This window comes from Chryseolinea sp. T2, from assembly GCF_037203685.1.
GTDB lineage: Bacteria > Bacteroidota > Bacteroidia > Cytophagales > Cyclobacteriaceae > Chryseolinea.
This window is the reverse complement of record NZ_JBBCAU010000001.1, coordinates 135,564-157,555: the sequence shown is the minus strand read 5'-3', so window position 1 is coordinate 157,555 and position 21,992 is coordinate 135,564. Positions and strand designations below refer to the sequence as shown.

Here is a 21,992-nt window from a genome sequence, read left to right as displayed (position 1 = left end):
CTTGACATTCCGGCTTTTCGGTCTGCAGCTAAGAAATACATTTTCTTAAACATGTGAAAACAGTTCGCTGCAAACGGTACTTGTGCTCGCCTTGTATTTTTTTGGAATTAATATTCCCATTTGTGCGGCGAATCCGGTCCGTGTTTTATTTTTGCGCAATTTTGTTCATCCCATTCCTGTTTAAACAATGCCAAGAGATAGAAGCATTCGTTCCATACTCATTATTGGAAGCGGTCCAATCATCATCGGTCAAGCTTGTGAATTTGATTACGCAGGTTCGCAGGCCTCCAGATCTTTGAGGGAAGAAGGAATTGAAGTCGTGCTGATCAATTCAAATCCCGCGACAATCATGACCGACAAGGTGACAGCAGATCATGTGTATCTGAAGCCGCTCACCAAAAAGTCCATCAGGGAAATTCTTGAAAAGCATCACATCGATGCAGTGCTGCCAACAATGGGTGGCCAGACGGCGTTGAACCTCTGCATTGATTGCGAAAAGGCCGGCATCTGGCAACATTTCGGAGTTCGCATTATTGGTGTCGATATCAAAGCGATCGAGACAACCGAAGATCGCGAGAAGTTCCGCCTGAAGATGCTGGAACTCGGCGTCGGGGTTTGTAAGGGAGGCACTGCCACATCGTTCCTTCAGGGCAAAGAAATAGCGCAGGAGATTGGCTTCCCACTCGTAATCAGACCGTCGTATACACTCGGTGGAACCGGCGGTGCTTTTGTTAACAATCCGGACGACTACGATGATGCCCTTAATAATGGCCTTCATGCTTCGCCTATACACGAAGTGCTCGTCGAACAAAGCATCATGGGCTGGAAGGAGTATGAGCTTGAACTGCTTCGAGATGCCATAGGCAACGTAATCATCATCTGTTCCATCGAGAACTTCGATCCGATGGGCATTCACACCGGAGACTCAATCACAGTCGCTCCTGCCATGACTCTTCCTGATACTGTGTATCAGAACATGCGCAACCTGGCGATCAAAATGATGAACGGCATCGGCAAATTCGCCGGCGGATGTAACGTTCAGTTTTCGCTGAACCCTGATAACGATAACGACATCATCGGAATTGAAATCAATCCGCGCGTGTCACGCTCTTCGGCTCTTGCATCTAAAGCAACTGGTTATCCAATTGCCAAGATCGCTGCGAAGCTAGCCATCGGTTATAACCTGGATGAATTAAAGAACGCAATTACAGGGTCGACTTCAGCATACTTCGAACCGGCAATTGACTATGTAATTGTTAAGGTTCCACGCTGGAACTTCGACAAGTTCCACGGTGCAAACAGACAGCTCGGCCTTCAAATGAAATCTGTCGGTGAAGCGATGGGTATCGGAAGAAACTTCCAGGAGGCATTGCAAAAAGCTTGTCAGTCGCTCGAGATCAGAAGAAATGGTCTTGGCGCTGATGGCAAAGAATTGAAAAAGCAAGACGAGATCCTCTACAGCCTGGAGCACCCAAGCTGGAACCGGATCTTCCACATATACGATGCGTTGAAGCTCGGTATTCCTATGAAGACCGTGCAGAAGCTCACTAAAATCGATCGCTGGTTCCTCAAACAAATCGAGGAACTTATAGAACTGGAGAAAGAAATCAGCAAGCATGAGATACACGATATCCCTGCTTCGCTTATGAAGAAGGCCAAAGAAAAGGGATATGCCGACCGGCAGATCGCCCACCTTCTCGATTGCTATGAGAGCGATGTGCACAAGAAGCGCGTTGATATGGGCATCAACCGTGTTTATAAGCTGGTTGACACCTGCTCAGCAGAATTCGAAGCCAGAACTCCTTATTACTATTCAACATTCGATTCAGAAAATGAGTCAGTTGCTTCGAACAGAAAGAAGGTAGTTGTTCTTGGCTCTGGCCCTAACCGCATCGGACAAGGTATCGAGTTCGACTACTCCTGCGTACACGGTGTACTCGCAGCAAAAGAGTGTGGCTACGAAACTATCATGATCAACTGCAATCCTGAGACTGTGTCAACGGACTTCGATATTGCAGACAAACTTTACTTCGAACCGGTGTTCTGGGAACACATCTACGATATCATTCAGCATGAGAAACCAGTAGGTGTGATCGTTCAGCTTGGTGGGCAGACCGCCCTAAAGCTTGCCGAAAAGCTGCACAAGTATGGCATCAAGATTATTGGTACTTCCTTCGACGCACTCGATCTCGCTGAAGATCGCGGCCGGTTCTCGACACTTCTGAAAGAACTCGCGATTCCTTATCCTGAATTCGGCGTCGCTGAAAACGCAGATGAGGCAATCGAGGTATCAAAAACAATAGGCTTCCCGTTGCTCGTCCGCCCTTCATACGTTTTGGGAGGTCAGAGTATGAAGATTGTTATTAATGAAACAGAACTCGAGCATCACATCCTCGACATCTGGAAACACCTTCCTGAAAACAAAGTTCTCCTCGATCACTTCCTCGATGGAGCAATAGAAGCCGAAGCCGATGCGATCTGCGACGGAAAGGATGTATACATCATCGGTATCATGCAGCACATCGAGCCCGCAGGTATTCACTCTGGAGACTCATATGCTGTGTTGCCTCCATATAACCTCGGCGACTTCGTCATCAAACAAATTGAACACTATACTCACAAGATCGCGCTCGCCCTTCAAACTGTAGGTCTTATCAACATCCAGTTTGCGATAAAAGGAGATACTGTCTACATCATCGAAGCAAACCCGCGTGCATCACGTACGGTGCCTTTCATTTGTAAGGCATATGATGAACCTTATGTCAACTACGCCACGAAAGTGATGCTGGGAGAGAAGAAGGTAAAAGACTTTACCTTCAATCCGACAAAGAAGGGATACGCGATAAAAGAGCCGGTGTTCTCATTCCATAAGTTCCCTGATGTAAACAAGGAACTTGGACCTGAAATGAAGTCCACTGGTGAAGCGATCTACTTCATCGACGACCTTATGGATGACTATTTCATGAAGATCTATTCAGAGAGGAACCTATATCTGAGCAGATAGCCAGTTTATAGTCAAGGCTGTAGCTTGTTCCTGTTGTGTGTAACTCTGTTCGGTGCTATTTATGATTGAAAGAATAAAGAGACGGCTGAAGTCTGAACTTCGGCTGTTTTTTCAGGCAAACATCCGGTTTAATCAAAAGTACAAACCGAAAGGAATTGTTCATGTTCAGCGTACGAGCGATGAGCGTACGATGTACTTTGAATTGAATCCTCCGCATTCATCCGAATTGACGTTAAGCCCGGAGTTTATTGCGAGCTGCTCACCGTATATAAAGCCGGTCATGAAAATCCAGACACCGGGAGACTTTGTGTCCGGACTAAGAAACGGTCGCATGTACTGCACCAATGTTTCTCACTTCACCACAATTACCGAGGATGGTTACGCGGTTGAAGAATTAAGTTTTCAATGGGGTGACGAACGTATCGATGAGACGAAAGAAAATGAGATCTTCAAAACAAAGGGCTTTGTAAAACCTAAAGTTTACAAAGGCAAAGTCTTCAGTCTGATGTCAGGTGGCGGAGCTAAGTATTTCCTTTATCACTGGATGCTTGAGACTGTTCCTAAGATGCACCTGTTTCAGCAGTCAGGAGAAATGGATAAGGACAGTTATTTTATAGTTCCCAATCAGCGAATGCAGTATCAAAGGGAATTTCTGAATCACTTTGGTATAGATGAAAAGCATATCATTGACGAAGAGAAGATCCATCACATACAGGCAGATTGGCTGTATGTCAGCTCTCACGTCAAGTACTATGATCACCATCCGGCATGGTCGGTCGACTTCCTCTATCGGACTATCGTACTGAATCCGATCAAAGAACCTAAAAAACGGATCTACATCTCAAGAGGTGACGCAAAGAATAAGAGGCCAGTCGGGAACGAGGCTGAATTGGAGAAGATGCTACTGAGACTTGGCTTTGAAAGCGTCCAGCTTTCGCCAATGTCTATTTACGAAAAAGCTGCTGTTATTAACTCAGCAAGCATTTTAGTTGCTGTTCATGGTGGCGGCCTGGCCAATCTTGTCTACTGTGAACCGGGTACAAAGGTTCTTGAAATATTTCCCGACAAATATGTCTGTCATGCCTATCACGACATATCAAACAAACGAGCTTTACAGCATAACTATCTGCTGTTCCCTTCGATAGGCGAAGCAACGGATGCCCTGAACGGCCAAAATCTCGGATTGATAGTGGATGTTGATGTGGTGGAGTCCACGATACTGAGCATGCTCGGCTAATTCCCGCTCTACATTTTGCGTTTAGAAGGCTTACATTTTGAGGTCAGATGCCCTCAAAAATCGTAAAATCTAATGTTATGCAAGGACCGGTCCTTGTGGCAGTTACCCCGGCGCACCCCCAGCGCATATAGACATAGAAAGTGCCTGCCAGAAATGGCGGCGTTTTCTTATTTTACTCCCTAGTGCCCCCAACAGATGATTAAGAGAATTAAAAGAAGGTTGACGTCTGAACTCCGTCAATTTTTTCAGGCAAACATCCCGTTTAATAGGAAATACAAACCTAAAGGTACTGTTCACGTTCGCCGGTTGAACGATGAAAAGACGAAGTTTTTTGAGTTGAACCCTCCGTATAGTTCAGAACTAAAGCTGGATCCGGAATTCGTCGATAGCTGTTCGCCATACATAAAGCCTGTAATGAAAATACAGACGCATGGTGACTTTGTGTCGGGATTGAAAAATGGCCGCATGTATTGCGCTAATGGTTCTCACTTTGCAACTATTTCAGAAGAGGGATACGTTATTGAAGAACTTAGCTTCCAGTGGGGAAACGAACGTATCGATGAAGCAAAAGATAACGAGATCTTTAAAACGAAAGGCTTTGTAAAGCCGAAGATGTACAAGGGCAAAGTCTTTAGTCTGATGTCGGGAGGTGGAGCCAAGTACTTTCTCTATCACTGGATGCTCGAGACCGTTCCCAAGATGTACCTCTTTCAGCAATCCGGGGAAATGGATAAGGACAGTTACTTTATCGTTCCCAATCAACGAATGCAATACCAAAAGCAGTTTCTGAACCACTTTGGTATTGATGATCATCATATTATCGACGAAGAAAACATTCATCACATCCAGGCCGACTGGCTATTTGTAAGCTCTCATATCAAGTTTTATGACCACCATTCGAAGTGGTCCTGCGACTTCCTTTATAGATCTATTGTACCGAACCCGATTAAAGAGCCGAAGAAGAGGATTTACATTTCGAGGGGTGATGCAAAGAACAAGCGTACTGTTATGAATGAGGCTGAATTGGAGAAGATGCTACAGAGCCATGGCTTTGAAATTGTCATGCTCTCGCCACTCTCCATATATGAAAAGGCAGCGGTATTCAATTCAGCAAGCATTTTGGTGGGCGTACATGGAGGCGGCCTTGCCAATCTTGTTTATTGTGAACCGGGCACAAAAGTTCTTGAGATATTTCCCGATGCCTACGTTCGCCATGCTTATTACGACATAGCTGATAAGCGGTCCCTTCAATATGAATATCTGTTGCTTCCCTCAATCGGAGCTGCTACAAATGCAATAGAGGGACAACATGTCGGATTGGATCTGGATGTAGACCTGGTCGAAAACAGGATTCTGAAGATGCTCGCCTGATAGAGAGGCCAGGGGCGGTCTACTTTTTTAAGTATCTTATTGATTTTCAGACTTGTAATTTACAAATGCCGGCCAGGAATAAGCCCCTGAATGAAGCTGAACCGGCCTGAAAGTCGCGGGTGCCGTCCCCCGGTCGAAATAATAAGTTGCCATTCTGCGTCTATACTTAGAAAGCCGTACCTTTGTTGTCCGGTTTTCGTTAAAACGTAAAACGCTATGCTCAAATTTCTTGTCATCTTCGGCCTATTCCTGTATGCCGTCTACAAGGTTGGAAGCCTATTTTTTCGTGCTGGCGCCGCGTCACAAGCACTAAAGGAACAGGAGCGACGCAACTTCCATGCTAATAATCCTCCAAAGGGTAAGAAAGGCCGCAACAACAAGGCTGGCGAATACATCGACTACGAAGAGGTAAAATAGAACTCCTTCCCATTTCACTTTGTTTAATAGGCGGTTCGATCGTAGGCCGACTCGTTTAGCTTCGGGCGTTCAAACTGCAACAAGACCTTCTGTTTCGTGAAAATTCACTTTTATAAGTATCAGGCAACCGGCAACGACTTTGTAGTGATTGATAACCGCGATGGAGTTGTCTCGCTTTCTGCCGATCAGATAAGCAGGATTTGTGATCGACGCTTTGGTGTCGGTGCCGATGGCGTCATGCTTATTGAAAATGATCCAAAGCTCAACTTCAACCTGAAATATTATAATAGTGACGGGTCCCAGAGCCTTTGCGGCAATGGCAGTCGCGCTGCTGTTAGCTTTGCCTCCCGTCTGGGCATGATCAACGGTAAGGCTACCTTCAACGCTTACGATGGTGGTCACATCGCAGAACTATTTCCGGAAGGAACAGTGAAGTTCAAACTGAATGATGTAAAGACCGTCTCACAACAGGGCGACGATCTCTTCATCAACACAGGATCTCCACATTACATCAAGTTTGTTTCCGACGTTAGGAACTACCCGGTTGTCGCTGAGGGAAGAAAGATTCGGTACTCGGAAGCGTATAAACCAGGGGGCACTAATGTGAACTTTGTTTCCCTTGATGCTGATAATACCATCTTTGTCCGCACTTATGAACGGGGTGTCGAAGACGAAACCCTTTCATGTGGTACGGGCGTGACAGCCGCTGCCCTGGCTGCCTCACTTCGTGGTTATAGCTCACCTGTTCGCATTAAAACCTTAGGTGGTGACCTCTCCGTGGACTTTGAAAAGGCCCCGACAAGCCAGCCTGACACACAATCAGACAGTTTCAAACAAATTTTCCTCTCCGGGCCTGCCAAAATGGTCTTCGAAGGTGATTTGGAACTGTAATTGTTGATCCTGATCCCGAAAAACAAACTAAATTTGACGCTCCTAAAGCCGGGCAGCGCCAGATCTGCGTGGCATTGGCGTCAGGTACCTTTTTTACCTGTCACGACCGAGGCTTAGGATCAACGATTATCGCCAGGAGCTGTGTCTTTTTGGCGGTATGGCTATTAATGGACAGACTATGCTAAAATTCATCGCCAAGATATTCGGCACCAAATCGGAGAAGGATATAAAGCGGATCATGCCGCTTGTAGAGGAAACAAAATCAGAAGGTGAAAAGTTAAAATCGCTATCGAACGACGCGCTTCGTGGCGAAACCTTCAAGATTATCGAGTTTATCAACCAGGAGTTGAAGTCCACCGACGATAAGATCGCCGCATTACACAAGCAGATCGCCGACAATCCGGAGCTGGAGATCAACGACAAAGAGGCCATTTTTACGGAGATCGATAAACTTGAGCTGGCACGAAACAAGGAGCTGGAAAAGGTATTGATAAAAGTGCTTCCCAAAGCATTTGCCATTGTTCGTGAAACGGCTTCCCGCTTCAAAGACAATGAGTCACTGGAAGTTACTGCACAGGACTTTGATCGTGTGCTCGCTGCAACTGCGCCAAATGTTACCCTTGATGGTGACAAGGCCCGTTGGGCCAACCGTTGGATGGCTGCAGGCAACATGATCACCTGGGACATGGTGCACTATGAGGTGCAGATCATCGGTGGTATTGTACTCCACGAGGGTAAAATTTCCGAGATGGCTACCGGTGAAGGAAAGACATTGGTGGCAACCTTCCCTGCATTCCTTAACGCCCTGGCTAAGCGCGGCGTACACATCGTTACCGTCAACTCTTACCTTGCTACCCGCGACAGCGAATGGATGGCTCCGATTTTCCAATTCCACGGACTTACCATCGACTGTATAGATAAACACGAACCAAACTCACCTCAGCGACGCAAGGCCTATCAGGCCGACATCACCTATGGTACAAACAACGAGTTTGGTTTCGACTACCTCCGCGACAACATGGCGCGCGAGCCACAGGAACTCGTTCAGCGTGCACATCATTATGCAATGGTCGATGAAGTTGACTCTGTACTCATTGACGAGGCACGTACTCCACTCATCATATCGGGACCTGTTCCCCGCGGAGACGAACACGAATTTTACGACCTGAAGCCACGTATCTTCAAACTGGTTGAAGCCCAGAAGAAGCTGGTAAACGAATACCTGAACAGCGCCCGTAAGCTTATCACCGAGGGCAACGAAAAAGAAGGAGGATTGGCTTTGTTCCGCGCACACCGCGCAATGCCGAAACACAAACCTCTGATCAAATACCTCAGCGAAACAGGTAACAAGGCGATCCTTCAGAAGACAGAGAACTATTATCTGGCAGACAACAAGCGCAACATGCCGGAGGCCGACAAGCCCCTGTACTTCATAATCGACGAAAAAGACAACAGCGTTGATCTCACCGAAAAGGGTATTGACCTCATCACAGGTCAGGGCGAAGATCCAAGATTCTTCATCCTTCCCGAAATCGGTACTGAGCTGAACAAGCTGGAGAAAGATACAGCGCTCGACGAAACCACCCGGTTCCATAAGAAAGAAGATATCATCCGTGACTATCAGGTGAAGTCACAACGCATTCACTCCGTAAGCCAGTTGCTGAAGGCGTATACACTCTTTGAAAAAGACGTTGAATACATCATCGTAGATGGCAAAGTAAAGATTGTCGACGAGCAAACTGGTCGCGTGATGGAAGGCCGGCGCTATTCTGATGGCCTGCACCAGGCGATCGAAGCGAAGGAAAACGTGAAGGTTGAAGATGCAACTCAGACGTATGCAACGATCACCCTTCAGAATTACTTCCGCATGTATCACAAGCTTGCCGGTATGACAGGTACTGCTGAAACGGAAGCTGGTGAATTGTGGGACATCTATAAACTGGATGTGGTTACAATTCCGACTAACCGTCCGGCCGTACGCAAAGACTACGATGATCTCGTATACAAAACGATGCGTGAGAAATTCAACGCAGCCATTGATGACATCGTAAAACTTACAGAAGCAGGACGCCCTGTTCTGGTGGGTACAACGTCTGTTGAAATATCAGAACTCGTAAGCCGCATGTTGTCCATGCGGAAGATCAAGCACCAGGTATTGAACGCGAAGCAGCACCAGCGCGAAGCTGAAATTGTGGCTGAAGCGGGTAAGCCAGGCACTGTAACGATAGCCACCAACATGGCCGGTCGCGGTACCGATATCAAGCTTACGCCGGAATCACGTGCTGCAGGTGGTCTTGCCATCATCGGTACAGAACGCCACGAGTCACGTCGCGTAGACCGACAGTTGCGCGGTCGTTCAGGTCGTCAGGGTGATCCGGGTACGTCGCAATTCTACGTATCCCTTGAAGATAACCTCATGCGCCTTTTCATGCCCGAACGCATTGCCCGTATCATGGACAAACTCGGTCTCAAGGAAGGCGAAGTAATTCAGCATTCGATGGTAACTAACTCCATCGAGCGCGCTCAGAAGAAAGTGGAGGAAAACAACTTCGGCATACGCAAGCGACTTCTCGAATACGACAACGTAATGAACTCGCAGCGCGAAGTGATTTACAAGCGTCGTAAGAATGCGTTGTTCGGTGAACGCCTCGAGCTCGACATTCTCACAATGTTATTCAACACTTGTGAAGACATGGTGATCAATGCAAAGAATGCCGCCGATTACGAAAGCCTCCGGCTCAATGCACTCGGTATCCTCGGTCTTGACTATGAGATCACGAAAGACGAGTTCGACCGCACGGACCAGAATAAGCTTACCGACGATCTGTATCATAAAGCACTTGAGCACTATCACAAGAAGAACCAGCTCATCGCAGAGAAATCACTTCCTGTTGTTACAGACATCTTCCGCGCACGCGGCGCCACGATCGAGAATATCATGGTTCCCTTCAGTGATGGCAAGAAACAAATCGGAGTGGCAGCAAATCTGCAAAAGGCATACGAGTCAAAGAACGCAGAGCTTGTAAAGTCGATGGAGAAGATGATTGCACTTGCGATCATCGACCAGATGTGGAAAGAGCACCTTCGCGAAATGGACGACTTAAAGCAAAGCGTTCAGAATGCCGTGTATGAACAGAAGGATCCACTGTTGATCTATAAGTTTGAAGGCTTTGAACTGTTCCAGCGCTTTATCGCAAAAGTGAATGAAGAGACCATCTCCTTCCTGATGAAGGCGGATATACCCGTTCAAAATTCTGATCAGGTACAGGAGGCACGTGCTCAGCGCGCACGTGTCAGACTGAGCGAGCAAAAGGAAGAAAGCAAGTCATTACTGAACCCGGGAGGCCAGCCTGAGGGCGGTGAGCGCGCGCCGCAGCAGCAGCCAAGCCGTCCTCCTCAGGAGAAGGTCATGCCCGCGAAATCCGAGAAAATTGCTAATCGCAACGATAAAGTAAATGTTCAATACACCGACGGAAAAGTACTTCGCGATGTGAAGTACAAGAAGGTGGAAGATGACATCCTCAACAATCGCTGCGTCATAATCGACTGAAAATGAAAAAGCTTTTTCGTGCACTGGTAGTATTCAGCAGCGCTGCATTGCTTGCAGCCTGTGCGTCAACAACCAAAACGTCGACGGTATCAAGTACGCCTCAGAAATACAATGAGGACCTTACTGTACTGCGTCCAAAGGCCACGTCATCAACAAATACGGGCACAGCCAACGGTACCACCACCACACCGGCAGATACGAAAAAGCCAACGACATACGTTGAGCCGAAATATGCAGTGAACAAGAAGCTTGATGGTGTCCTGGACAGTATCGACCGCATCAACGTTCAGCGCGCATTCGTTGATGGCTTTACGATTCAGGTTTATTCAGGATCAAGGAAGGAAGATGCCATGAAGGCAAAGCAGGAGCTATCTTCCTCACTGCCGGATCTTCAGTCTGAAGTATTGTATTCTCAACCGAACTTCCGCGTAAAGGTTGGCAAGTACTATTCACGCGTCGAAGCACAAAAGGATTATCTCGATGTTAAAAAGTTGTTTCCTACAGCGATCGTTATACCCGACAAGGTAGCGATCAACTAGGAAGCAACTTTCTATCAGTCTATTTCGGCTCCGAAGGAAACGATCCTCACGTTGTAATCCTGCTCCGGATTCACAACTCCGGTTGAATAGCGTTTGAAGTATTTCTGGTCCTCCTCCAAACCGGCATGATCATACATCATGATATTATAGGTCCTGAGTGAACTGTATGGAAACGCTCCTGCACCTTTCACCTTTGAAAAGTCGGGTAGCGTAAGTGTGCCATCACAGGCGCGGGCATAAATGGTAAGTGATGCCATGTTGCCCTCAAACGCAACGCGATAGTAATCGAATTTTCCGGCAGTCTGAATACTAAAGTTTGAAGGATCATCATCAACAACCTTTCCCGAAAATCCTATTGGTTCAAAAGCAAAATCAGGTTCGGTGCTCGTTTTCCTGTAGTAGAAGATTTGATCATTCTTGCTGTGGCTGAATTCAGTCAGGTATCTCGGAAAAACTGTCGAAGGGTAATACATGTCGGATTCGAATGGTGCAATGTCTTGCATGATTGCAAATCTGTCCATCATACTGCCATCAGCACTTAAGGACCCCGAAACATTGATACTTCCTTCATTTGGAAAGCCCTCGAGCGAAATTTGTTTCCTCAATGAGGGTGCGTTGATTTTGTCCTTGTCCAGGCGTACGGATCCTGACTCATCAACATTGATGAAGCCAAAATAGCCATTACCTCCTGATGTAATCTGCGCAAAGATCTTGTTGTTTCTATACTGCATGACCTTGTTGTCGGTAGTGACCGACTTGGCGAACGAGTAGCTACTTATATCAGAACTCACAGTTAAATTATCAAAGCCGGTAAAGCTGGGCAAAGAAAGGTTCGTTTCATTAAACGCAAACACATTACCCTGCGGGGCTATGCCCGAAAATTCGCTTCCCTTCCTGATCCCCAGGAAGCCAACGGCCTGGTAGCCTTTGCTGCCAATTCCAAGAAAGAAAAGATTTACCGTTTCGTCGCAGTCGGCAATGGGCCCCGTAATTTGGGTATCACTGCCAGAGTTCAAATCCGCAACGGCTAATATTCTCCCTCTTGAATCTGCGACTACGACTTGCGTCGGATATCCGCACGTTGCATAAATGTGATCAGCCTTTATTGTGATAAGTGTCTGCTCATCACCAATGAATTCAAGATCCTCCTGCTCCTGACAGGAAAAGATTGCAAGCACTATGAACGCGCAGAATAGGAGAGCGGGGATTTTCATAGCAATCAACGGGTTTGGTGGTATAATTTAAATTACACTTTTTCTGATTGAGTTCAAACTGTATTAGTTTCCTTATCTTGATAAGGTCTTTACCGGCGTCTGCCCATTAACCGTTGCAAGAAAATGAAGGCAAAAAACCTCGTTTCCATTATCTTCTGCTCTCTGCTACTGATCACCTGCGACGACAACGACCACGTTGACTACCCCGATCTGCATATGTACGTGCAGCGCTTTACCGACGAAGCCCGTGCCAGAGGATGGAACATTGACCACAATATTGTGGAGGCCGCCTACGTGAATTCAATTGATATTGATTCGCGTGACTATTGTGGCATCGGTTGGTATGACTACAAGGGTACAGGCAAGCGACGCATGGAAATATCACAGTCGTGTGGTTGGGCGACCAATTCAGAAGACGACAGGGATGTTCTGGTCTTTCATGAGTTGGGCCATGCCATTTTGAATCGTACTCACACCGATCTTGTGGATTGTGATGGTGCAGAAATATCGTTCATGAACTGGAAGGCGGTGCTCCCTCACTATAACTCCGGCGATGAGGAAACGAGGAAGTATTATATAGATGAACTCTTCGATCAGCTGGCGGCCAGGGACAAATGCATCTATTACGGTCAGGACTTTAAACAGGATCCCCGGTTTTATGAATACTTTGACACCGATCAGTCGTGGTTCTTTTACTCATCGAATAATCGCTACACAGGCCTTCGGACACAATCTCTTTTGATCAGCAGTACAGATAAGAATACAAGCGAAAGCGGTTATTGGCAGCGAACCTTCGAAGCGCCCCCTATTCCGAATTGTGCAGAAGTGACATTGCGCATGAAAATAAACTCCCCAGGTGGCCTAACCGGAAAAGGCGCCGCTATTGCCGTAAGAGCTTATGAGAATGAGATCAGGAACTCCGGCGCTATCACAAAGCAAACACAATTCTTCACCACAGAAGACAGCCCGGTAACAGGAGTGTTAAATGATCATGTTGAAGAGTTGGTAATCCCGTGCTTATCCATGAAGACCACTCACCTGGTTATCATCGCTGTTATGATGCCAGAACAACAGGAGAGGTAAGCTTCAACGATGTTCAATTGCTAGTCAAAGAGTAACGATCGGCACTCAGTCCTCAGAATTCGGGCATTCATATAAAAATGTAATCGCCTTAAGGGCGCTTTACATATTTTTCCGAAACATTATTCGTACCCATGAGACTCCCGGTAATCATTCCGCTTTGTGCACTTACAGTTCTAATTTCATGTTCAAAGCAAGACGAACATTTCGGACAAACGGAAATCACCAGATGGAAGGACAACAAGCCGGCAGCAATATCCATAACATACGACGATGCTTCTATCAACCAGTTCCGTCAGGCCTTGCCCATAATGGATACGCTTGGACTTAAAGGAACGTTCTTCATTAACACCGCCGACATTCCGGGATCGCAGTTCGCGCCTAAATTCACAGGTCGGCCCCTGGAGGAAATCATTAAAGAAACCGCGACATCAATTACAAACGCTCAGAATCTTTTCGAGCGCGCATCTGCGCTTCGTTTTCTCAACATTGAAAACGCTATCGGGACACACAACCAGGCTGGTGCATTGTACGAACAAAACAAACCCGAAGAGTCCTTTAAAGTTGTGGATGATGCATATGCACTGGCACGTAAGAAAAAGAACGCATCAACCGAGATCAGGCCCGTGCTACTGCAACCTCCCTTCATTACCTGGCCAGAGATAAAAGCCTTCGCTGCAAACGGACACGAATTTGGTAGTCATACTATTTCTCATCCCCGACTCGCCGTTCTCGACGAAAACAACATGCTGTATGAACTGGAAAAATGCAAAGAGGAGCTTCTGAATCAGCTTGGACCCGAGTCTACCTTTTCAGCCGAATGCCCTTTCGGAACCGAGAACGAACGCGTCATGGACTATGCGCTCAAAGTTCATCCTGCACTTCGTAACAGAATGCCCGAACCGTTCCTCGTTGAACTCAACCGTTTCACTTCTCATACACCTGGCGAGTATAAAAAGCAGAAGGAGTACATTCAATGGCAGCGTGGTCCTTTGAAAAGACATACTGTAGAGGAGATGAAGTCTTATGTGGACACCTTACTTCGCTATGACAATGTTTGGCTTGTCTTAACATTTCATGGCATTGACGGCGTGGGTTGGGAGGCAAAACCTCATCAGGAGCACAAAGCATACTTCTCCTACATCAAACAAAAGGAGGATAAACTTTGGGTTGCAACTTTCGGAGAGGTAACGAAGTACATGCGCGAGAGAATGAGCGGGTCAGCAAAGGTTGAGAAACTAAAGGACAAGATTTCGATCAACCTGACTCATACACTGGACAAGAATCAATACAATGTTCCGCTCACGTTGAAAACCTATGTGAATTCAGACTGGAAGAAAGCTCAGGTGAAACAGGGTGCCGAGACGGTCACCACGCCAACATTGGCTGATAGCGTTGGTACCTTCGTGATGTATCAGGCGCGCCCGAATGGTGAAACTATCGAAATCACAACGGCTGACTAACCGAGTCAATCTTACGCACTTGCTATCGTGCCCGATGCTTTCAACTCATCAGCCAGATCCCACAGAATGGATTTGTCTGAGGGATATATCACTTCGATCGCGAAGCCTCCTCAACAACGTCGCCGTTTTCGCGAACGATCATCTTATTGTCGACAAACTCGAATGTAAGGTCGCGATTGGTTTGAAAGAACAAATTCCTGCTCTCAGGATGAAGCTCATATGTCTTGTCTCCAATCTCTAATGCCAGTAAGCCGTTTGATTGAGTAACTGTACACCTGCCTGCATTTGGTGCCATGTAACTTCCGACGTGTTCGGCTAGTTCCTTCTTCGACAGTTTGACCTCCACCCGCTTGTTAACATAAGGTGCAGGACCATGGTCATAGCTTATTACTCTCGACATCTTCCATCCGGATTCTGTTAGAAGCCATAGATGAGTGAATCGCGCAAGCCCATCAAGCCGTGGCGACTTGCCCTTTTGAAGTATGTAAAATACATGCTGCCCTGATAGAATTGCGCCATATATTTTCCCATCACTCTGCATTGGAAAGTATTTAACAGTGCCCTCTACTGCTTCTCTTCGCAGACGGAAATTGTCGTCGCTGCATAAGTTCCTCTTAGTTGTAGTCACCAGTTCATCTATTCCTTTCATCTTGCCTCCTTTGTCATGATAGAACTCGATGTCGTCGGTGAAGTATTTGTTCATGGCATCAACCTCGCAGATGTTGTAAGTATTCCAGAACGCACTGTCGAGCGCACGCACCGCACGTTCTTCGTCTGTCATCTTTTGACCAAAGACCAGATTGGATAAAACAAAGCATAGGAGGGCAAGTCCTCCTTTGAGGATATTTAATTTCATAGCAGAGTCCTTTAGTTAGATAGTGAAGGGATGTAGTTAGCGCTTCAGTTTCTGTTCGATAAGAAAATTCGCGATGAGACTAATGCCGCCGAACAGGAAGACCATTGAGAAGTACGACACCACTCTGTCAAGGATGTCGTGATTGTAAAGCAGATTACCCATGAGCAGGCCCATAGCAATGCCGATACTGACCATTCCGGCTTTAAGTGTTTTGGTGTCCATTGCCTTTGACTTTCCAAATGCAGAGGGATCGATTCCTTTTTCCAACATAGACATACGTTCGCGATAGCGGGTGATGACAATGATATAAATGATTCCAAATGCCGTAGCAAAGGCTGCTATGGATACGAGAAAGTCCCGGGTTACGTCATGCATAAGTTTTGCGTTGCTGTTCGGCCATAAGAGCGAAAGCGCTTACTTTCGGATACACATTTTCTGAGATTTCTTTTTTTTTAAAATATCTGACCCCGGGCGTAACCGGCGGCCGGCAAGTTTGCTCTTACGTGAGTTTATGCGCGACCTGGACGAGCAGGAATACATTCGTAAAATTCGAAATGGTGACCACGCCGCGTATGCCGTGCTCGTGGATGCGTATAAGGTATTGGCCTATTCCATTGCATTGAAGGTTCTTGGCGACAAGGCGGAAGCCCAGGATGCAGCTCAGGAGGGCTTTATCAAGGCCTACCAGCAACTTCATCAGTTTGAGGGCAAGTCTCGGTTCTCGACGTGGCTGTACACCATAGTTTATAGAACAGCAATCGCCAGAAAAAAGGAGATGCGCATGAAGGCTGCACCACTCACCGATCACATGGTGGAGAATTTTGCCGGCGATCATGCAGTACCTCAACTCGCGCAGTTGCAGTCCGACGACATTCAACGATCGATGCGAATGGCAATTGATAGACTGCCGGAAGGTGAAGGCCTTCTCGTGATGTTGTATTACATCAACGAAAATTCAATTCGTGAGATTCAGCAGATCACCGGCCTGACAACTGCTAACATTAAGATAAAGCTGTTCAGAGCGCGCAAGAAACTGGAACGTGAGTTGCGCTTCTTACTGGACCATTAACAAAGCTCACCATGACTAACAAAAGAAAAGATAGTCTGCGTACTCTACTTCGACAGGTGGAACTACCCGCTCCCCCTGCCGAGTTTACCGCCGAGGTTATGCGTGAAATCAACCCATTGCCCGCTGAGACACCAATCGATCTTCATCTCAAAACGGTGCTTCAGGATGTCAGGCTCCCAGAGCCTTCTGTCGACTTCACCTATAAAGTGCAAAAGGAAATAAAGAGGCTCAGTCAGCCACAACCATCAAAACCTGTCATCACCTCACGCGTCTGGATAGCTATTGCTGTCTTTATGATTGTCTGCGTAGCAATGTCGATGAATTCATCCTCCGGTGTTCCTGCCGATGGGCCTATCTACTTTACAAAGCTTGCCGCTCAGGTGACGAAAATAACCACCTCTTTTCACGAGCCCTTGCTTTACACCGAAGTGATTATTGCCTCTGCAGCCTTGCTGCTAGGTTTAGAGCATATACTCCGCCGGTTGTCCCATTCGAGAAACGCGTAATATTTCATGTTGTCGAAGGAGCGACTTTAAGGGTGTTTATAGTTTTGCCATAACGTTTCCTCTTCACAAACATCCAGCACTCTGAATGAAGCGCTTCAGAGCAGTGGCGAATGGGTGGCACAAACTTGCAATTATTTGACGAGTCGCTTTTCTGTTAGTTGCAGTTGGCTACAGTTAGTTGTAGATCTTTGTTGAAAGCAGCAACTACAATGAGTTGGTTGCTTTCTGACCAGGCTTTGTAGCGGCTTTGGTTCTGCCCCGTAGCCGCTAGGCGGCCGCTGACTTTCGACTGGTCGGCTGGTAGACATCTTGTCGTCGTAGGCTTCGCGTAGGTTTGCTCCAGGCTTTCTGTTGGGTTTCTGTAGGCTTTCTCTTGGCGTGGTCTAAGCATTCTGTAGGCTTTCTGTAGGCTTTGTGTAAGCTTTACCGTTGGAAAGGGCGAGTAGGTGAGCGGCATTTATGCCGGTCATCCGCGAATGCAATGAAGCGGCTACCGGGTTTACCCGAATGGATGAAGCACGTGAGATCTGCAGCCTTAGATGGCGATCTTGCCAGTGTTTAACAGTTGAAGGGGGCGAGTGGGTGAGCGGCCTTATTTTACCTCAGATACAACAACGTTGTTTTCACCAGTAAATTTGCTGAGCGAGCACAAAGGCCCTGCCGCACACCTGGGTAAAATACAGTCGCGAACCCCACTCGCAACCGTCAACTGTTAAACACTGGCCCTCACGCTACGGCGCTGCAGCCCTCAAAGAGTTGATCCACCCAGCGATCTTCAGTGCTTCATCCTTCGGCACCTGTGGCATGGGTGCCATTGGCGTCTCATGTTCCGGCCAGTTCTTAGGCTCCGGATTGTAGATCAGCTGTACAATACGGTCGTTTGAATATTTGCGCTTAGCGATATCGTTGAACGCCGGGCCTACTTGTCTCTTACTGGTTTGATGGCATGCAGTACATGTGTTCTTCACCAGCAAAGGTTCGATCTCAGCATAAGTTGGCACTTTCGAAGCAATGGTTTTTGAAGCCGCTGCTTTTGCAGGCACAGCAGCAGTTGCAACTTTGACCGGCGTCTTGCGTTTGGTGCTGAGCTCAGTGGAAAGCAGTTTGTCACCATCAGGAATGTTGTTCAACGTGTAGTAAGCATTTGCATGCAGCACAGGCAGTCCCGACGTTGAGCGTATACCCGACACGTTGATTTCATGAAGATGGTACTGACGAAGATTGTCAACAACGACCCGCACCTTCATTCGATCGTCAGAGACTTTTACGCCCTTGATATTGAGGGGCTGGATATTAGTTGTCGGACTTCCGTATACGGGATGATACTTATAGATGTAGCTTCTTCCGGCATATGAGTCAACAAGCATAGCGGTGTTCTTGTCGACTGGCAGCGTAAACTCTATTTCAAAGCCATCGGGCATGGCTTTTACTGTCTTCATTTCCATTGGAGTTTCACCCGTCCAAAGCAATCTCTGCAGACCAGCGGTCATCGTTCCTGCTGAACCCCAGCCACGGTTAGTGAGGCCCGCATACATGGAGCCATCGTGACCCCAGTTCATGCGCAGAACGCCCGATTGAAAACCGGAGCGGAAGTCGAAAGCAACCCCTTGAAATTCACCCTTCACCTTTTCAAGAACAACACGCATGATCTTGCTTTGTCCCTGATCGCCGACAAAAACCTGTCCTGCAAAGGGCCCGAAGCTGCCATTCGTGTCGTCAGTTATGATTTCAGAGTTCGAAATGCCAAGCACGCCGTGAGGCAGCCACACAGCTGGAAGGCGCGTTTCCGGAAATGACTCCTTCATCTGATAAAAGAAGGCAGGATTCTTTTCGTCCTGAATGTTTTCGGGCTTAACGGCAGCACCTTCGCGTCTTACCTGACGCGGATCGACCTTAGCATACAGCTGTTCCGTTGTAAGTTTAACGGGCGAGTTCGGCAGATTTGTCCAACGGAGGCCAGCAGGGTGGCCGGTGAAGGATCCTTTTGTTACATGGAATATACCTCCCGATCCCTGCCAGTCACCCTGGTTGTCAGTATAAAACAGTTCGCCATCAATCATACCTAAACCGCAGGGAGAACGCATCCCGGTTGCCCAGGGCTCAAGTGTTCCATCGGGATGGATTTTCATCGTCCAGCCGCGATAAGGAACCCTGCTTTCACCACGCCACCATTCTTCATCACCGAACGCAACGTTCGCCGTCACAAAGAAGCTCCCGTCAGAGGCGATCTTCGGACCAAATGAATACTCATGATAATGACCTGAAAGTGGCCAGGCATAAACGGTTTCATATTGGTCTGCAATGTCGTCACCATTTGTGTCGGTGAGTTTTGTGAGCTCGCCGCGCTGAGCAGTGTAGAGCGAACCTTTATACCACGTCAATCCCAGCGCCTCATGAAGGCCGGAGGCGAACTTAGTGAACATCGCATTGCCTCCGTCCATGCTGGCATTCTCAACGATCCACACATCGCCACGGCGTGTAGCCAACGCGATGCGACCATCAGGCAATGTTGCCACCCCACCCACTTCAAGAAGAATACCTTCCGGGGTTCCTACAGAAATAATCTTGTAATAGTCGTCTTCCGTAGGTGTGTGCTGCGCAAAACTGCTCATCGATGTGAGCACAAGTCCTGCGATAGTCAAAAATCTATATAGCGATTGCATATTCTTTTCGGTTGCGTAAGTCGTTTGTTTACCAGAGAATTTCATACTTAACCTGTGCATCAACAGGAACTATTAGCTCCTTTCGACCATTCACTTCGCGCACTACAACTTTTGATGATTCAATACGAATAAAGTATTGCTTATCATCAATGGCATATAAACCGTTTTGCATTGCTGTGATTTCATGACCCTCGCCAAGCTTGTAGTACAGCCCGGCTTTGCTGCCACGATTCTTAATCATCACTTCATGTGTGAGCGCTTTACCTTCCCCGTCGGGATAGATTTTGTCTTAGACTTCAAGTCCCTGATAGTTGTATTTGAAAACCGGGCGTCCGTCTGCGCCAATAGAATATCCCTTACCAACGTGATTGTCTTTGTCCGTTAGCGCGTCGTTGTTGATCACGGGAAACGCATCTTTATCACTTGGAAGGAAAGCCAGCGGCTGATTCACAAAAAAGTACTGCACCGCGCCCCTTGGGATGGAGGAGCCATCACCCCGATCGTGCCACATTCTTGTCGCATCCACAAAAGGACCGTGCCATGCGCAGACGAGGTTGCCGTTCTTGTTATCATAGATGTAATTAACGCCGGTTGGATCACCTACACTGATTGTATGAGTGAGACGCTGCTTCCGGTCTCCTTTGAAATCAAGGAATGAACGCAGCAACCTTGGTTCACTCCCTACTTCAACAAATATCGGTGACGTTGGATTGTCGTCGGGAGGAAAGGAATTGAACGCATGCAGCGAATGCTCATAGGTAGTCTCACTTTCTACCGACAACCCAAGGCGCGGGGGCATCCACGACGCGTTCTTGTAGTTGATGATTTCAAAGGGGTAGGTGCCCTTCTTAAGTGTAATCTGTCCCCGGTCACGTTCATAACCATCGCGGCGCTGCATGTTAGTGACCTGCTCGTTGTTAATGACAAGTCTTCCACCACCCGTATAGGCCAGCGTGAAAGTATAGTTGCCATCTTCAGGTACATTGATCTTGCCGCTGTATTGAACGCCATACGCATCTTCATTGGTTAGTACCTCACAGGTAAGGGCAGGTATTGTTCCTGTGGTCGCAGGCGTAAGCGATGTAAAATCGGCGAACGCCTTGAAGTCGCCATACCAGGTTTTATACGTAATATCGCTCAGTGAGAAGTTCACTTCTTTCATTAGCCTGTATTTGATATTGCGGAGAGCAACGGGTCCATGGTCACCCTGGATCATCAGCGGTCCCATAGCAGTTTCATTGTTTTCCAATGGTCCCCCAGTCGGTAAGGGAACTTCAACATTATCGTGAATCTTCACGCCATTCAGCTCGACAGAAATGAAACGTGCGTTCGAAACCTTCTCTCCCTTTTCATTGAAGCGCGGTGCCCGAAACGAGATCCTGAACTTCTGCCAGAGGCCCGGAGCCTTGGCCGGGTTTGAAAGGGGAGCCTTGCCCATGTAAATCTTACCTTCCTCTTTTTCCCAGTTGCGATAAATGCCTCCGATATCAGAGAACGAAGGATTCTTCACCCCCCAGCTGTCCAATAGCTGCACTTCGTACCGTCCTTGCAGATAGACACCGGAATTGGATCCCTTCGGTAGCATTACCTCATATTCAAGTTCGATATCGCCGTGTTGAAATAGCGACACCAGATGATCCTTTTTGGTGCCATCGTTGAGATTCAGCAGAATGCCACTACCGGGCTTCGACGTCACAATGGGAGTCACTGTCGGACCAACCTCATCGCTCTTCTTACTCTTCTTTTTCGTTGTGGTTGCAGGCATGGGAGCATTTGCATGCTCGTGAATGTCGCGCGTTGGATCAATTGTTACATCGCCTACGATTTGCCAGTTGCCGGCCTGCGGCTTGAATGCCGAAAGATCAGTAAGAGGCACCGTAACGGATGATGGTTGCTGGCCGAATGCAAGCGTGCATGCTAGCGCCAGAGGCAGGAGCAGATGTCCTTTCATGGTTTATGGTGGTGTTTTTGTTTAATTGATAAACCCTTGCGTAAGCTTTATCAAAGGCTGCTAATATCCGGTGATCAACCTTCAATACCAAGCACAACTTGTCGTTTGAATAGCATCATCATCGATACAATGGTATGCGGTGCGTTGCGATCTTTTTAAAGTAGCCGGCAAATGGATATTT

Annotated in this window: 17 protein-coding genes; 11 read left to right on the top strand and 6 right to left on the bottom strand. The window is 47.4% G+C overall.

Annotated features, from left to right (window positions below; translation table 11 throughout):
- The first annotated feature begins 187 nt into the window (after positions 1-187).
- The 7 genes from carB (at position 188) to WBG78_RS00630 (ending at position 11,009) form a co-directional block, all read left to right on the top strand.
- Entirely contained in the window at positions 188-3,004 is a 2,817-nt protein-coding gene (carB, locus tag WBG78_RS00660) for a carbamoyl-phosphate synthase large subunit (RefSeq protein WP_337324429.1), read from the top strand.
- Between the two features lie 61 nt (positions 3,005-3,065).
- Positions 3,066-4,241, top strand: coding sequence for a glycosyltransferase family 61 protein (locus WBG78_RS00655; protein WP_337324428.1), 1,176 nt, complete (start codon positions 3,066-3,068; stop codon positions 4,239-4,241).
- 195 nt (positions 4,242-4,436) lie between these two features.
- Positions 4,437-5,612 (top strand): glycosyltransferase family 61 protein, encoded by a 1,176-nt coding sequence (locus WBG78_RS00650; RefSeq protein ID WP_337324427.1) that lies wholly within the window; start codon positions 4,437-4,439, stop codon positions 5,610-5,612.
- A gap of 216 nt (positions 5,613-5,828) precedes the next feature.
- Positions 5,829-6,029: a hypothetical protein gene (locus WBG78_RS00645; protein ID WP_337324426.1), complete on the top strand. Its 201-nt coding sequence runs from the start codon at positions 5,829-5,831 to the stop codon at positions 6,027-6,029.
- Between the two features lie 96 nt (positions 6,030-6,125).
- Positions 6,126-6,920, top strand: a complete 795-nt coding sequence (gene dapF / locus WBG78_RS00640; protein ID WP_337324425.1) for a diaminopimelate epimerase — start codon at positions 6,126-6,128, stop codon at positions 6,918-6,920.
- Between the two features lie 178 nt (positions 6,921-7,098).
- Positions 7,099-10,470 carry a preprotein translocase subunit SecA gene (gene secA / locus WBG78_RS00635; RefSeq protein ID WP_337324424.1) on the top strand — a complete coding sequence of 1,124 codons (3,372 nt, stop codon included), beginning with the start codon at positions 7,099-7,101 and terminating at the stop codon, positions 10,468-10,470.
- A gap of 2 nt (positions 10,471-10,472) precedes the next feature.
- Positions 10,473-11,009, top strand: a complete 537-nt coding sequence (locus tag WBG78_RS00630) for an SPOR domain-containing protein (protein ID WP_337324423.1) — start codon at positions 10,473-10,475, stop codon at positions 11,007-11,009.
- Between the two features lie 14 nt (positions 11,010-11,023).
- Here WBG78_RS00630 and WBG78_RS00625 read toward each other — a convergent pair whose 3' ends face one another.
- A complete protein-coding gene (locus WBG78_RS00625; RefSeq protein ID WP_337324422.1) occupies positions 11,024-12,223 on the bottom strand; it encodes a hypothetical protein in 1,200 nt (399 codons plus the stop codon).
- 123 nt (positions 12,224-12,346) lie between these two features.
- Here WBG78_RS00625 and WBG78_RS00620 point away from each other — a divergent pair, with 123 nt between their 5' ends.
- Both WBG78_RS00620 and WBG78_RS00615 read left to right on the top strand, forming a co-directional pair.
- Positions 12,347-13,306: a hypothetical protein gene (locus tag WBG78_RS00620; protein ID WP_337324421.1), complete on the top strand. Its 960-nt coding sequence runs from the start codon at positions 12,347-12,349 to the stop codon at positions 13,304-13,306.
- A 131-nt stretch (positions 13,307-13,437) separates the two neighbouring features.
- Positions 13,438-14,766 (top strand): polysaccharide deacetylase family protein, encoded by a 1,329-nt coding sequence (locus WBG78_RS00615; protein WP_337324420.1) that lies wholly within the window; start codon positions 13,438-13,440, stop codon positions 14,764-14,766.
- An 88-nt stretch (positions 14,767-14,854) separates the two neighbouring features.
- Here the strand turns inward: WBG78_RS00615 and WBG78_RS00610 are convergent, their stop codons facing one another.
- Both WBG78_RS00610 and WBG78_RS00605 read right to left on the bottom strand, forming a co-directional pair.
- A complete protein-coding gene (locus WBG78_RS00610) occupies positions 14,855-15,622 on the bottom strand; it encodes a nuclear transport factor 2 family protein (protein ID WP_337324419.1) in 768 nt (255 codons plus the stop codon).
- 36 nt (positions 15,623-15,658) lie between these two features.
- Entirely contained in the window at positions 15,659-15,997 is a 339-nt protein-coding gene (locus WBG78_RS00605; RefSeq protein WP_337324418.1) for a DUF6249 domain-containing protein, read from the bottom strand.
- 136 nt (positions 15,998-16,133) lie between these two features.
- Between WBG78_RS00605 and WBG78_RS00600 the strand changes: the two genes are divergently transcribed.
- Together WBG78_RS00600 and WBG78_RS00595 are read left to right on the top strand one after the other, a co-directional pair.
- Positions 16,134-16,691, top strand: a complete 558-nt coding sequence (locus tag WBG78_RS00600) for an RNA polymerase sigma factor (protein WP_337324417.1) — start codon at positions 16,134-16,136, stop codon at positions 16,689-16,691.
- Between the two features lie 11 nt (positions 16,692-16,702).
- On the top strand, positions 16,703-17,197 hold the full coding sequence (locus WBG78_RS00595; RefSeq protein ID WP_337324416.1) for a hypothetical protein: 495 nt from the start codon (positions 16,703-16,705) through the stop codon (positions 17,195-17,197).
- Positions 17,198-17,928: 731 nt separating this feature from the next.
- On the opposite strand, the gene WBG78_RS00590 is transcribed toward WBG78_RS00595, so the two are convergent.
- Genes WBG78_RS00590 through WBG78_RS00580 form a run of 3 tightly spaced genes read right to left on the bottom strand, consistent with a single transcriptional unit; the run spans position 17,929 to position 21,811 of the window.
- Complete coding sequence (locus tag WBG78_RS00590) at positions 17,929-19,860, bottom strand: DUF7133 domain-containing protein (protein WP_337324415.1); 1,932 nt, start codon at positions 19,858-19,860, stop codon at positions 17,929-17,931.
- 28 nt (positions 19,861-19,888) lie between these two features.
- A complete protein-coding gene (locus WBG78_RS00585; RefSeq protein WP_337324414.1) occupies positions 19,889-20,101 on the bottom strand; it encodes a hypothetical protein in 213 nt (70 codons plus the stop codon).
- Between the two features lie 48 nt (positions 20,102-20,149).
- Complete coding sequence (locus WBG78_RS00580) at positions 20,150-21,811, bottom strand: family 16 glycoside hydrolase (RefSeq protein WP_337324413.1); 1,662 nt, start codon at positions 21,809-21,811, stop codon at positions 20,150-20,152.
- Between the last annotated feature and the right edge of the window lie 181 nt (positions 21,812-21,992).

Bases quoted from the DNA above. Each gene is read 5' to 3' on its own strand.
- secA (WP_337324424.1), top strand. From the start codon at position 7,099: ATGCTAAAATTCATCGCCAAGATATTCGGCACCAAATCGGAGAAGGAT.
- WBG78_RS00645 (WP_337324426.1), top strand. From the start codon at position 5,829: ATGCTCAAATTTCTTGTCATCTTCGGCCTATTCCTGTATGCCGTCTAC.
- WBG78_RS00585 (WP_337324414.1), bottom strand. From the start codon at position 20,101: ATGATTAAGAATCGTGGCAGCAAAGCCGGGCTGTACTACAAGCTTGGC.
- WBG78_RS00580 (WP_337324413.1), bottom strand. From the start codon at position 21,811: ATGAAAGGACATCTGCTCCTGCCTCTGGCGCTAGCATGCACGCTTGCA.
- WBG78_RS00630 (WP_337324423.1), top strand. From the start codon at position 10,473: ATGAAAAAGCTTTTTCGTGCACTGGTAGTATTCAGCAGCGCTGCATTG.
- WBG78_RS00655 (WP_337324428.1), top strand. From the start codon at position 3,066: ATGATTGAAAGAATAAAGAGACGGCTGAAGTCTGAACTTCGGCTGTTT.
- WBG78_RS00615 (WP_337324420.1), top strand. From the start codon at position 13,438: ATGAGACTCCCGGTAATCATTCCGCTTTGTGCACTTACAGTTCTAATT.
- WBG78_RS00605 (WP_337324418.1), bottom strand. From the start codon at position 15,997: ATGCATGACGTAACCCGGGACTTTCTCGTATCCATAGCAGCCTTTGCT.
- WBG78_RS00595 (WP_337324416.1), top strand. From the start codon at position 16,703: ATGACTAACAAAAGAAAAGATAGTCTGCGTACTCTACTTCGACAGGTG.
- WBG78_RS00610 (WP_337324419.1), bottom strand. From the start codon at position 15,622: ATGAAATTAAATATCCTCAAAGGAGGACTTGCCCTCCTATGCTTTGTT.
- WBG78_RS00650 (WP_337324427.1), top strand. From the start codon at position 4,437: ATGATTAAGAGAATTAAAAGAAGGTTGACGTCTGAACTCCGTCAATTT.
- WBG78_RS00625 (WP_337324422.1), bottom strand. From the start codon at position 12,223: ATGAAAATCCCCGCTCTCCTATTCTGCGCGTTCATAGTGCTTGCAATC.
- WBG78_RS00600 (WP_337324417.1), top strand. From the start codon at position 16,134: ATGCGCGACCTGGACGAGCAGGAATACATTCGTAAAATTCGAAATGGT.
- WBG78_RS00590 (WP_337324415.1), bottom strand. From the start codon at position 19,860: ATGCAATCGCTATATAGATTTTTGACTATCGCAGGACTTGTGCTCACA.
- WBG78_RS00620 (WP_337324421.1), top strand. From the start codon at position 12,347: ATGAAGGCAAAAAACCTCGTTTCCATTATCTTCTGCTCTCTGCTACTG.
- carB (WP_337324429.1), top strand. From the start codon at position 188: ATGCCAAGAGATAGAAGCATTCGTTCCATACTCATTATTGGAAGCGGT.